The sequence below is a fragment of the Octadecabacter sp. R77987 genome (assembly GCF_042466115.1).
GTDB lineage: Bacteria > Pseudomonadota > Alphaproteobacteria > Rhodobacterales > Rhodobacteraceae > SW4.
Genome location: NZ_JAXHBQ010000001.1, coordinates 2,112,162 through 2,125,038, shown reverse-complemented (window position 1 = coordinate 2,125,038; position 12,877 = coordinate 2,112,162). Strand labels below are relative to the sequence as shown.

Below are 12,877 nucleotides of genomic sequence, written 5' to 3'. Positions count from 1 at the left end.
GCAATCGTCATCATGGTTTTGATATTCGTTGCGGCACCGGCACACGCGCAAGAGGTGGCGATTTCGCTTGGCGGTGACGGGTCCCTTACGGCGCGGTCTGTTCAGCTGATCGCGTTGATCACGATCCTCAGCATCGTACCCGGCCTTGCCATCATGGTGACTTGCTTTCCGTTTATTGTAACGGTCCTGTCGATCCTGCGGCAGGCAATTGGCTTGCAGCAGGCGCCGCCCAACATGCTGATCGTCAGCCTTGCGCTATTCTTGACCTACTTCGTGATGGAACCTGTGTTTGTCGCGGCCTGGTCGGCGGGTATCGCGCCACTCCTTGAAGAAACCATCGGGGTAGAGGAAGCCTTTGTCGAAACGATGGAGCCGTTCCGGTTCTTTATGGCTGGCCGTATCGCGCCCGACACATTTGTCGCGCTGGCCGAGTTGCGCCCGGACCTTGCGTCAACCGAACTGACGCCCGACGCCCCGCTTTCGGTCCTGGTTCCTTCATTTCTCCTCAGCGAGGTCGAGCGCGCGTTCCAGGTCGGGTTTCTGATCTTTCTGCCGTTCCTGATCATCGACCTTGTCGTCGCAGCCGTGCTGATGTCGATGGGGATGATGATGGTGCCCCCGGCGATCGTATCGCTGCCATTCAAGCTTGCGTTTTTTGTCGTTGCTGATGGCTGGGCGCTTATTGCCGGAAGTCTGGTGCGTAGCTATTACTGAAAGTGAATGTGCCTTTGGCCGCTGGCCAAGGGCGTTTTGTTTGACAGGCGCGCCCTGCGGCCATCACTCCCGCTACTTTACCTGACCACAAACTCGGCGTGAAGCGCGCCGGCGGCCTTGATGCTTTTCAGAATGTCGATCATGTCACGCGGAGACACACCCAACGCGTTCAAGCCCGCAACCACTTCGGACAGGGACGTGCCTTCGCGCACTTCGGCCAGACCGATCCCCGGTTCCTCCTGGATTGCCGCATTGGTGCGGGGCACAACGACAGTTTCGCCCGGCGCAAAGGGGTTGGGTTGCGCGACCAGTGGCGCTTCCTGAATGCGCAGCGTCAGGTTCCCCTGACTGACAGCAACGCGGCTGATGCGCACATCCTCGCCCATGACAATCGTGCCAGAGCGTTGATCAACAACAACGCGCGCGCGGCGTTCGGGTTCGACAAGGATGTTCTCGATCCGGCCAAGGGCATGTGCCGGCGACGCCATGCGCGTGGCGGCAATATCCAACTGCACGGTGCCCGCATCCAGCATCACGGCAACGCCGCGGCCAAAATCACGGTTGATCGCGACCTCGATACGCCCGGCGGTCGTGAAATCGGGTGTGCGCAGCGCAAGCCGGATCGAACTGAGCCCGCCAAAGTCAAACGCCACTTCACGCTCGACGGTCGCGCCAGACGGGATTACCCCCGCTGTCGGCACGCCTTGGGTCACGGTTGCGCCATCCCCTTGCGCCGTTGCGCCACCGGCGATGATCGTTCCCTGGGCCACGGCATAAATTTCGCCGTCCGCTGCGTTCAGTGGCGTCATCACAAGTGTTCCGCCCAGCAGGCTGCTGGCATCCCCGATGGCCGAAACCGTAATGTCGATAGGCGAACCAGCCCGTGAAAACGGTGGCAGGCTTGCGGTGACAAGAACGGCTGCCACATTCTTGGGGCGAAACTGTTCGCCGGTAACGTTAACGCCAAGTCGCTCAAGGATGTTGGTCATGATTTCTTCAGTAAAGGGCGAATTGCGCAACCCGTCACCCGTGCCGTTCAGCCCCACAACAAGCCCATAACCGACAAGATCGTTTGACCGCACACCGTCAAATTCGACAAGATCCTTGATCCGGATGGGTGATGCGTTTGCAACCCCGACAAAAAGCGAAAGGGCGAGGGTCAGGAAAGCGAGGGTCTTGTTCAACGTAGATACTCCGCGAGTGACAACCGCGACAGGCGTGCTGTCACGGTATAGTGGGTTTCAAGTTGCAACTGGACTTCTTCCAGCTGGGCCGCCGTTTCAAACGGGTCGGCCGAGGTCATGTCATTTCGGATCAGGCCCAGCGCGGTTTCGCGCGCGGCGTGCCGGGTCGTGGCGTCTTGCACACGCCCTTCGATGCCGCCAAGGCGCGCCTGAAGTCCGGTCAGGCTTGTTGCGCTGGCCATGAGGCGCAGGCCGCTTTCTTGCAAAAGTTCGGTTTGCGCCGTGACGTCACCCGGCAATGCGCCTTCGGCAACGATGGCGGCCAAAGCGACCGCTTTGAACATGTCGCGGAACGCGGGATCATCGGCCTTGGCATCAAGCGCAACCGTCGTGGCCTGATCTATGCGGCGTGTTTGCGCAGGGCCGGTATCACCCAGATAGCCAAGCGTTTCAAAGCCGCCCGAGGGCGCATCGAACCACGTATCAATTGCCGTTATGACATCGGCAGATGTCGTGGCACCGGCTGTGGCGATCGCAAGTTCAGCCATGATCGAGTTGGCCGATGCAAGGGCCACACTGTCGACCGCTGCGCCGGCAAAGAGTGATTGATCAGAAAAACGCCCGTTCAATGTTGAAACAATCGCGCCCATCGCGTCGCGTGCGGCACTTGCAGCTGCGGCATTTTGGTTCACCGCACCATCTGCGGTGACGGTTAGCATCTGACTGGCAAGTTGTGCGCGCGTGTCCTCGATCTGGGCGATCGAGGTTTGCATAAACGACAGAGACTGCGCGGTCTGGGTTGTGACCCGCCCGTATCCCGACAACAGGGAAAGCTGCCGGTCAACATCGGACAGCCGTGTTTGATCTGCCCCCAGATGCTTTACCAGATCAGACGACTGCCCGGTGGAAAGTTCCTGGACAAGCGTTCCAAGGCGGGTCTTGAGCGCCATGTTATTGCGCAATGACAGAAAATGCTGCGATTGATCGCCAACCGAATTAAATGACATGTCACAACTCCATCAATGTCTGGATCATCGATTCAACCGTTTGCACAAGCTTTGCATTGGCGGCGTAGGCTTGCTCGATCTGCATCAGCATTTGCAATTCATGATCGGAATCGACCCCGTTGCTAAGTTCGGCTTGGCGCAATGTGTCCCAGCGACCTGTTGCAAAGCTTAGTTCGCTTTCGGCAGCCAGACGGGCGTTACCGATATGCGACATCAGGTTCGCAGCATGACCCGAAGCCGAAGCCGTTTGGCCACCAAGCGAGCTGTTGCGCATTTCGGCCAGCGCATCGCTCCAGGCTGTTATTTGTTGGCTATTGCCGACAGGGCCCGCGGCAAGCGCGCCGACACCATCACGAATTTTCGACAGCGCACCGCCCTGTGCGGGATCGACCGCAATATTGACCTGAATGCGCCCGGCAAGACCGATGGTATTCACCGCATCAAACGCGGCACCATTATCGGTCAACAATCCTGCGTCACCGGGGGCCAGTGTTGGGTCAACGGCGGGATCCTGAAACCGTTCAACAAGGTCGCGTGCCAGTGCATCAAGGCCGGCTTGCGCATCGGTCAGCGTCTGGTCGCGCATCGCAAAGGCCGCGCCAAGTGATCCACCCGCAAGCCTGCCGACACCGTCCGCTGGCGCAAAGGGCGCGCCATCAAGCGTGAGTCCCGAAAGCCCGCCGGAATCGAACGTCATTTCAGCAGTAACGAAATTGGTTGCCGCGAACCCGAACTGTTTTGGCGGGCCGTCGATCAGGGCTTCGCCGCTGGTTGTCATCAGGGCAACTTGCCCGCCTTGACGGTCGACCTCGCGGATCGGCACGATCTCGGCGATTTTGTCGACAACCTGCTGGCGTTGGTCCATCAGCGCCGACGGGTCGTTGCCCGTGTTATAAGACATCGTGATGTCGGCGTTCAGCTGCGCAACCTGGCGCAGCGATGCGTTCAGCGTTTCAACCTGTTGCGAAATCGCTTTGTCGGCGTCTTGCCGCAAGCCTTGAATGCCATCGGACGCCGCATTCAACGACCCGGCAAGCTGATTAAACCGGTCGACAACAGATTGCAGATGAGAATCGGACGATGGTGACGCAGAGGCGTCGATCAACGCCTGCTCGGCCGCGGTCACCCGGTTGGCGAGTGAATCAGAAGCGCCTGCGGTGCCAATCAGATCCTCCAGGCGTGACATGAATGCTGATGTTTGCATGTGGCTGGAAAGGCTAGCATCGGCAAGCCGCCGGTCAGCCAGTATCCCGCGATCAACCATGCGCGTGACGCCATCTATATTCACGCCCGCACCACGCCCGCCGATCGTCGCCGCAGACAGGTTCAGGCTGCGCCGGCCATACCCATCAGTCAACGCGTTGGCGAGGTTGGATGACACAACCTCGGCCATGCGAGAGGCGGCGGTGAGGCCGCTGAGTGCGTTGGAAAGTGAATGCGAGATGCTCATGTCACGCGCCTTTCAGGGTTGCGTTACCGTTTGATATTGGTGGTTTCCTGCAGCATTTCGTCGACGGTCTGGATGACCTTGGCGTTCGACGAATACGCGCGCTGCGTCTGGATCAGTTGGGTCAGTTCACCAGCCACATCCGTTGCCGATTCCTCGCGCGCGAAGCTGACGACATCACCGGTTGGTCCATCGCCCGCGTCCCACAAGAAGAACGGGCCACTTTCAGGGGTTACGGTGTAGCTTTGATGGTCTTGCGTCATCATGCCGTTCGGGTTCGGGACATCGACGAGGGGCACCTGATAAATCGTGCGCGACATCCCGTTGTCGAAATAGGCATGCACGAAACCGTTCGGATCAACTTCGACGGCAGTCATGTTCCCGACTGGAGACCCATTCTTGGAAATCGTCACGGGTGCAAAGGCATCCGACAGTTGCGTCAGCCCGCCGGGATCACCAAGCGTGCCGATTTCGATATTCACAGGGCCGCCTGCGACATTCACCTCGACCGAACCCGAAACGGGGTCATAAGGACCACCGCTGACATCGGTCACTGACAACAGCCGCCCGCCGGTTGTGCGATCATCATCAAAAAGCAGTGTGTATTCCCCGACAACCGCACCGCCGCTTGCGCTGTCGGTCAGGATCATTGTCCATTCATTTGTCGCCGGATCGCCGGGCAAGGGCACACTTGGGACAAACTCGATCGACAGGCTTTCGGATTTGCCAAGGTTATCAAAATACTCGACCGACAGGTTTTGGTTGACCGCAGCGGCGCCATCTTCCGTTTCGGTCGCGGGAAGGTTCACCGCCAGTTTCATTTCGGTTGTTGCATTGCCCGAAAACTGGTTGGTATTGATGCGGATCGGCTCAAGCGCACCCACAGTGTCGCGCGGGTAGGTCGGAACGGTGCCATCGGAATCCGCCGGCCAGCCCATCAGCACAAGACCACTGGCCGAGGTAAGATACCCTTCGGAATCGGGGCGGAACGAGCCTGTTGTCGCCAACTTCATCGGGTATTCGCCGTTATCGACACCAATGGCCGACCCGTTGGTCACTGGAAGCATCCCGCGCCCACGCACCGCCAGATCGGTCGCGTTGGACGTCGATACAAGCGGGCCGCGTTCGTCGATCAGGCGCTGCGTTGTCACGCGCACACCACCGGCCGAATAGGTGCCTGTCCCGCTTTCGATCACCATGGAATGGAAATCGGCGACGGCACGCTTGTAGCCATATGTCGAGGAATTCGCGATATTGTCGGAAATCGTCGCGAGCTTGCTCGCGTTCGCGGCGAGTCCTGCCACACTGGCATTCAAAGAAGAAGAAATCGTCATGTGCTTGGCCTTTCTGCATCAAGGGCTGACGGAGGTATCCCGACAGGCTTAAGACACGGGCACTTAACAGCGACCTAACGTCTAAAATGCGAACGATATTCAGGTCTGGGCGCGCAGCAGGATGATTTCGATCCGGTTGTTGCGCAGCGCAAACGGATCGGACACGACCGGCGATCTGTCACCATGGCCCGTGACCCGTGTAAAACGATCCGCATCAAGCCCACCTGATTGAAGGAGCGCGCGAATACCTGCCGCGCGAGCCATGGACAGGTCCCAGACAGGATTGTCGACCAGAACGATCGGGCGGGCCTGCAAGTGCCCTTCGACCGCAATGCTGTTTTCCACAAGCGAGAACACCCGCGCAAATACCTGCATCAATTCGGTTGTGATCGGCGTTGGCGCAGACGTTCCAGCCTCGAACAACGGCGCGTCTTCCAGTGCAAATATCTCGATGACAAGACCTTCGTCGGTCAGGCGTGTAATCACGTGTCGCAGTGCCTGATCCGAAATCAGGCTTTCGCCGCCACGTCCGACCAGCAGTTCTTCGATTTCACGCAGGGCGGCGACTTGTGCCGCTTCCTGTTCAGCGGCTTCGGCTTCGCCATCAGAGAGCATTTCACCGGGAATGACCATCGCGGACCCGGTGCCATCCTGCACCAGAGTTCTGATCGGTAAAGATATTTGTTCCGCCAAACATCCCCTCGCCCCCGCCGGAAATCCGGTTGATCGGCAAGGTCGGCGAGAAGTAGTCAGCAATGCCCTTGCGTTGCTGTTCCGTCGTCGCATTCAAAAGCCACATCAGCATAAAGAAAGCCATCATCGCGGTCACAAAGTCCGCATAGGCAACTTTCCAGGCGCCGCCGTGATGACCATCACCGCCGACAACTTTCTTACGCTTGATGATTATTGGCGCATTGGATTTCGCACCCATCACGTCCACCACATTTATTTCACCCATCCCTTGGCTAACAGGGCGGGTGTAAAGGTGGTCTTAACAATTCAAATGCGGTCTATTTATCCGGCTTGGCGTAAATTTCGTCGGGGCCGCAAAACTCGGCCAGTTCGTATCCCGAAGCGCGCATGATCTTGGCGATTTCGTGCGAGCCGGTGTTGTTTTCGATCGCCCAAGCCCCGACATTGTGTTCCTTGAACGGGAAGGATTCAAGGACCGGGATTTCGCCACCTTCGATGTCCAGAGACACGAAATCGGGGTGAATTAGACCCGAATCCTGCAAGATCCGGCTAAGGGTTCGGGTTTCAAGTTTGATGGTGTTTTCCTTGTGGCGCTTGTCGGCCCGCACCTGGTTCAGCAGCGCGGGATCGTAGCTATCTGCAAGGCCGCTCATCTGGGTGAAACCTTCGGCGATTTCGATGAAATCGGCCTCGCCTTCGGTCGCCGCAACGGCAACGCCAAGGCATTCGCATCGCCGCACAAGGCGCGCTTTCTCCAGCTGCGCGGGGACAGGCTCAACCATTACACCCGTCCAACCGCGCCAGACCTCGAGGAAAAACGTGTTTGATCCGGTCGTGCCATCATAGCCACCGATATCGACGAAAGTGCCGCCACGCTTTTGCCCCATGATCCGGTCAATCACCACATCCTGCCCAGCTTGCGAGGAATAGGCGTATTGCGGCGACAGCATTTGCTGGATTTCGTGCAATTGACGCACCATCGGGCCGCGGCGGCGGGTCTTTTCGCCCTGCAGAGCCTTAACAAGGGTCTTGCGCGCCTCAACCAGCTTGGCGCGGGCGGTTGTGATTGGGTTTTCACTCATGACTTTGCCCCGGCTTGATGGTCCACATAAGACTTTTCCTCGACCAGGTCCGATCCCAGCTGCAAGTTGATCCGTTTTTTCACATCCGCACGTTTGTCGTTGGTGACGTAAACGGCACGGGCAAGGCGAATGAAATCATCGCCAAAATCCTTGGCCGCTTCACAGGTGCGAATATCATCTTCGATGCCCCAAAGGGCAGCATTGATCTGATAAAGCTCCTCCCATAGCGCCGTCAGTTCGGTGCTTGCAGGCAGGTGACGGTCAGCGGTGGCCTGCAGCACGTCCTTTTCGTGGTGCACGTTGGAAAGTTTGGCCGCATCGGTGATCTTTTCCGACTTGAGGCGCAAGATCGTCAACTTGTCGATCAATTCACCCGGCGAGGTGGGCACAAGGATATCATCCACGCTTTTGTTCCTTCTTCCAATTGATCACGCGTTTGCGCAAATCAGTCTCTACATTGGCAAAAACGCTATCCCAGTCCAAAGCTGCGGACTGACGATAAAGCTGCATGCTGGGATACCATTGTGTGGTGTCGCCACTGTGCCGGAACACCCAAAACGGATCCCAATGCAGAATAACCCAGGTCGGCAGGCCCAGCGATCCGGCAATATGGGCGGTGGCCGTATCTGATGTGATGATCAGGTCCATCTGCTGCATCGTCGCGGCGCAATCGGCAAAGTCGCGGTCGGTGCTTGCCGTATCCTGGATCAACATACCGGTGCCATCAGCGACAAAGGCATCCAGAAACGGCCCCTTATAAAGCGAAAGAAGCTGCACATCGGGAATGTCGATCAGCGGATGAAACTGGCGATGACTGAATGACCGGAAACTATTGCCCTTGTAGGTGGCAGAGCCGGACCAGACCACGCCGATCTTGAACTTTCCCTTATGAGGCGCGGCGATGCCAGCGGCCCGATTTGCGGAATCCGCGGGGATATTCAAACGGGTCGGGGCGGGAATATCGCCGCTATTATCCGCCCCGAACACCAGCAAAGGCATATCCATCAGGTTGATCCAACAATCGACTTTTTCGCTCGCCGGCACCTCGATGCCGACCCAATCAGCGCCCTCCAAGCCGTCAAACAAGCGGGCAAGCGGGCGTTCGGCCAGATACAGAACCCGCGCGCATTGCGCCCGCAACGCAGGCAAAAAGCGTGTGAAAAGCACCGCATCACCAAAGCCCTGCTCGGGTAGAACCAGCACTGTCTTACCGGTCAGATCACCACCGTCCCATTGTGGCAGATCAATCTTGCGCGGCGACATCTCCTCGGACTGCCAGCGGGCATCATATGTACGAAATGCTTCGCCATAGCGCCCCTCGCCAAGTTCGGCAAAGGCGCGTTGCAGCTTGATTTCGCCGTCTTCCGGATGGTCGATTTCCGCCGCCTTCAGATACGCGATTGCGTCACTATATCGGCCCAAACCACGCAAACAGCGCCCGATCATCGACCTTTGTGACTTGTCCTGCGGCGCCCGCACAAGAATATCCTCGCGCAGCGCAATGGAACGTTCGTAGTGACCAAGATCCGACAGAATATTCGCCAGATTGTTCCGCAAGCCCGGCGCGTCAGGCGACAAGGCAAAGGCACGTTCCTGGGCGCGCAGGGCCAGGGTATGTTGCTGCTGACTCCGCAAGAGTGCGCCAACGTTTGACCAGACGCCGCCGTCATCAGGGCGATGCGCAAGATACTGCATGTAAAGCGCGCGCGCCTCGGCAGTCTTGTTTGCGCGATGCGCCGCGCTTGCCTGATTGCGCAGGGCGTCAATTTCAGTCGGAGTCATAGGCCGCTAGCCCTTTTTCTTGCGCGGGACCGGCTTGATCAGTGTTTCGGGGCGGCGTTCTTCGGCAGCCTCGAACAGGGAGAACGTCTGATTGACGTAGTTCACGGCGCCCGAAATCAGCTCCATGTAGTCGTTCAGTTCCGGTGTCACTTCGGCCTCGACCATGGCAACGCTGCGTTCCTGCGGCATGGTTTCAAAGCCAACGTAAAACAACGGATCGCCGCGATTGATCTTTAACGGTTTCGTGTGGTCATGCCATTCAAACGCCCACATCAATGGGCGCGGCCAGACGTTGATCGGAAAGCGGCCACCGAAAATCGTACCCGGGAACGGCTCGCGCTGGTAATGCATAAAGGGCGCAACCTGACTTGCGTAAACCGGTTCGTCAGCGATGAACACATAAGGCAGCGACAGTTGGATCGTCGGGATCCCCGGATAGCGCCATTCCGTTTCATTGGTGAGATGCAGCTTTTCACCCAGCTTGTTGGCACGAATCCCGCTTTTGGTCCCCGCGAGGTTTTTCAACACACCGCGCCCGTCCTTGTCGCGCTCGAACCCGATATGCAGGTCAAACGGGCAACGCACCATGAAATAGCGGCTTTCCATGTTGATCACAGCCGGACAGCGCGACGCAGATTTCGCATGCGTGCGGTTCATATCAGCCGAACGCACCCGTTCAGGCGGGTAATAGACGATGCCGCCCTTTTGCGAATTCAGGAACCAACCAACAGTCACGGGGCCCGATCCACCCTTGCCCTCATGTGTGTCCTGGAACGATACGGAAAGCTGCATCTGCAAACCCTTTTTCATATGTTGAAACAGTTGAATCGCAATTACCGGCCCAAGTCAAAATCCCATCGCGCGTATTGCAACTTTTTTGCTGGAAAACAGTCGAATTTCCGGCGATTTGGTTTGAATGCCCCCGCGCCCTGTGGCTTTGTAAGCGCGACCAAGGAGAAGACAATGACGTTCAAGCCAGCAAAATGGCCGCGCAAACTGCGTTCGCAAGAATGGTTTGGTGGCACCTCGAAGGATGCGATTTATCACCGTGGATGGATGAAAAATCAGGGGTTTCCGGCGGATTTGTTTGACGGGCGCCCGGTGATCGGCATTTGCAACACCTGGTCCGAAACCACCCCATGCAACGCGCATCTGCGCGATCTGGCCGAACGTGTGAAGAACGGCGTTTGGGAGGCAGGCGGCTTTCCGTTGGAATTTCCGGTGTTTTCCCCGTCCGAGGTCACATTGCGCCCGACGGCAATGCTGTTTCGCAACCTTTGCGCCATGGACGTCGAAGAAGCGCTGCGCGGCAAATGCATCGACGGCGTTGTGTTGCTCGCAGGCTGTGACAAAACAACACCGGCGTTATTGATGGGCGCGGCATCCGTCGATCTGCCCGCGATCGTTGTCAGTGGCGGGCCAATGCTGAACGGGCATTTCCGCGGTGAACGAGTTGGATCAGGCACGCACATCCGCAAGTTCAACGAGGCCGTGAAAGCCGGCGAAATGACCCCCGAAGAATTTGTCGAGGCCGAGGCATCAATGTCGCGCTCGGCCGGGTCGTGCAACACGATGGGCACCGCCAGCACAATGGCGTCTATGGCCGAAGCCCTGGGCATGGCGCTGTCGGGCAACGCCGCCATTCCCGCCGTTGACAGCCGGCGTCGCGTGATGTCGCAGATCACCGGGCGGCGGATCGTGCAGATGGTCAAGGACGATCTGAAACCATCTGACATCATGACAAAACCGGCCTTTGAAAATGCCATTCGCACCAATGCTGCAATCGGTGGTTCAACCAATGCCGTTATCCACCTTTTGGCCATCGCGGGCCGTGTTGGTGTCGATATTTCACTTGATGACTGGGATCGCTGCGGGCGCGATGTCCCGACAATCGTCAACCTTTTGCCATCGGGAAAGCATCTGATGGAGGAATTCTTTTTCGCGGGCGGCCTGCCCGTTGTGATCAAACAGCTGGGTGACGACGGCTTGCTGAACAAGGACGCGCTGACCGTCAGCGGCGGATCAATCTGGGACGAGGTCAAGGACGTTCAGAACTGGAACGATGACGTGATCCTGCCACGCGACAAGGCGCTGACAAAATCCGGTGGTATCGCTGTCTTGCGCGGCAATCTTGCGCCCAATGGCGCGGTGCTAAAACCCTCTGCCGCCTCACCCGATCTGATGGTGCATCGTGGTCGCGCTGTCGTCTTCGAGGACATCGAAGACTATAAGGCAAAGGTGGATCGCGACGATCTGGATATCGACGAAACCTGCGTGATGGTTCTTAAGAACTGCGGCCCGCGCGGATATCCCGGCATGGCCGAAGTGGGTGATATGGCCCTGCCCGCCAAGCTGCTCAAGCGTGGCATCACCGATCTGGTGCGGATCAGCGATGCGCGCATGTCCGGTACGGCCTATGGGACGGTTGTATTGCACACCTCGCCCGAAGCGGCGGCCGGTGGCCCGCTTGCGGTGGTGCAAAACGGAGATTTCATCGAACTGGACGTGGGCGCGCGCCGCATCCATCTTGATATCAGCGACGAAGAACTGGCCGAACGGCTGGCCAATTGGGAACCCGCTGTGCCACGCCCCGATGGCGGATATGTCCAGCTCTATCATGATCGGGTGACGGGCGCGGAAACGGGTGCCGATTTCGACTTTCTGGTCGGGTGTCGCGGCAATGCTGTTGCGCGGGAGTCGCATTGATGAAGATCGCACTTATCGGAATTGGCAAGATCGCGCAGGATCAGCACGTGCCCGCAATTGCGGGTAGCCCTGATTGGGATCTGGCCGCGACGGTCAGCCGCGCAGGCTCTGTCGATGGTGTTCCGGCCTATACAGATATAGACACTATGTTGGCTGAAAACCCTGATATTGAGGTCGTCAGCCTATGCTTGCCTCCGGTGCCACGCTTTGCCTATGCCAAAGCGCTTTTGCTGAGTGGGCGCCATGTCATGTTGGAAAAACCCCCCGGCGCGACCTTGGCCGAGGTGCACGCCTTGACGACCCTTGCGCAACAGCAAAATCGCGTTCTGTTTGCCACGTGGCACAGCAGGATGGCGCAGGGTGTTGCGCAGGCAAAGGCGTTTCTGGCCGACAAAATCGTAACCAAGGGCCATATTGCATGGAAAGAAGATGTGCGGCGCTGGCATCCCGGTCAGGATTGGGTATTTGCGCCTGGCGGCATGGGTGTTTTTGATCCGGGGATCAACGCGCTGTCGATTCTGACCGAAATCCTGCCCGCGCCGGTTCATGTGCAAGATGCCACGCTTGAAGTGCCGGAAAACTGCCAAACGCCGATTGCCGCGCAGCTGACGTTCACCGATGGCATCACGGCCGACTTTGACTGGCGACAGGAAGGGCCACAAAGTTGGGACATCTGGGTCGAGACCGCGCACCATCGCGTGGAATTGCACGAGGGCGGCAGCAAGATCATCATCGATGGTGTCGCGCTGACGGATCGGGCGGTCGGCGTGTCCCTGTTGGGCGAATATCCGGCGCTTTATTCCCGTATGGCCGAGCTTGTGCACAGCGGCACCCGCGACGTCGATCTTTCACCAATGATTCACGTGGCTGATGCAATGACGTTGGGCAAGCGTGTGTCGCTTCCGGCCTTCCATTTGTAGTTTCCGGG

General features: G+C 58.2%; 11 protein-coding genes and 1 pseudogene. 3 read left to right on the top strand and 9 right to left on the bottom strand.

All coding sequences use genetic code 11. The annotated features are described in order from the left end of the window. Nucleotides 1-12 precede the first annotated feature (12 nt). Nucleotides 13-714: a flagellar type III secretion system pore protein FliP gene (fliP, locus tag SJY21_RS10745; protein WP_377513222.1), complete on the top strand. Its 702-nt coding sequence runs from the start codon at nt 13-15 to the stop codon at nt 712-714. Between the two features lie 77 nt (nt 715-791). Here fliP and SJY21_RS10740 read toward each other — a convergent pair whose 3' ends face one another. The 9 genes and pseudogenes from SJY21_RS10740 to SJY21_RS10700 all read right to left on the bottom strand — a co-directional run bounded on the left by SJY21_RS10740 (nt 792) and on the right by SJY21_RS10700 (nt 10,035). Next, nucleotides 792-1,898 carry a flagellar basal body P-ring protein FlgI gene (locus SJY21_RS10740; RefSeq protein WP_377510161.1) on the bottom strand — a complete coding sequence of 369 codons (1,107 nt, stop codon included), beginning with the start codon at nt 1,896-1,898 and terminating at the stop codon, nt 792-794. Beyond that, on the bottom strand, nt 1,895-2,905 hold the full coding sequence (locus tag SJY21_RS10735) for a flagellin (RefSeq protein WP_377510158.1): 1,011 nt from the start codon (nt 2,903-2,905) through the stop codon (nt 1,895-1,897). The genes SJY21_RS10740 and SJY21_RS10735 overlap by 4 nt, the downstream gene beginning before the upstream one ends. Nucleotide 2,906: 1 nt before the next feature. Then, the gene (flgK, locus tag SJY21_RS10730; protein ID WP_377510155.1) at nt 2,907-4,355 is read right to left on the bottom strand and encodes a flagellar hook-associated protein FlgK; all 1,449 of its coding nucleotides are present in this window, start codon (nt 4,353-4,355) and stop codon (nt 2,907-2,909) included. Nucleotides 4,356-4,378: 23 nt separating this feature from the next. Beyond that, entirely contained in the window at nt 4,379-5,686 is a 1,308-nt protein-coding gene (locus SJY21_RS10725) for a flagellar hook protein FlgE (RefSeq protein WP_377510152.1), read from the bottom strand. Nucleotides 5,687-5,785: 99 nt separating this feature from the next. After that, a pseudogene (locus SJY21_RS10720) lies at nt 5,786-6,617 on the bottom strand (flagellar motor protein MotB). A gap of 79 nt (nt 6,618-6,696) precedes the next feature. Further along, the gene (locus tag SJY21_RS10715) at nt 6,697-7,461 is read right to left on the bottom strand and encodes an FkbM family methyltransferase (RefSeq protein ID WP_377510150.1); all 765 of its coding nucleotides are present in this window, start codon (nt 7,459-7,461) and stop codon (nt 6,697-6,699) included. Continuing rightward, the gene (locus SJY21_RS10710; protein WP_377510147.1) at nt 7,458-7,865 is read right to left on the bottom strand and encodes a DUF6165 family protein; all 408 of its coding nucleotides are present in this window, start codon (nt 7,863-7,865) and stop codon (nt 7,458-7,460) included. The genes SJY21_RS10715 and SJY21_RS10710 overlap by 4 nt, the downstream gene beginning before the upstream one ends. Further along, nucleotides 7,858-9,243: a tetratricopeptide repeat protein gene (locus SJY21_RS10705; RefSeq protein WP_377510144.1), complete on the bottom strand. Its 1,386-nt coding sequence runs from the start codon at nt 9,241-9,243 to the stop codon at nt 7,858-7,860. Before SJY21_RS10705 ends, SJY21_RS10710 begins: the two co-directional genes overlap by 8 nt. 6 nt (nt 9,244-9,249) lie before the next feature. Further along, nucleotides 9,250-10,035 carry a hypothetical protein gene (locus SJY21_RS10700; protein WP_377513220.1) on the bottom strand — a complete coding sequence of 262 codons (786 nt, stop codon included), beginning with the start codon at nt 10,033-10,035 and terminating at the stop codon, nt 9,250-9,252. A gap of 171 nt (nt 10,036-10,206) precedes the next feature. On the opposite strand from SJY21_RS10700, the gene araD reads away from it, so the two are divergent. Then, nucleotides 10,207-11,949 (top strand): L-arabinonate dehydratase, encoded by a 1,743-nt coding sequence (araD, locus tag SJY21_RS10695; protein ID WP_377510141.1) that lies wholly within the window; start codon nt 10,207-10,209, stop codon nt 11,947-11,949. Beyond that, complete coding sequence (locus SJY21_RS10690) at nt 11,949-12,869, top strand: Gfo/Idh/MocA family protein (protein ID WP_377510138.1); 921 nt, start codon at nt 11,949-11,951, stop codon at nt 12,867-12,869. Before araD ends, SJY21_RS10690 begins: the two co-directional genes overlap by 1 nt. Nucleotides 12,870-12,877 lie beyond the last annotated feature (8 nt).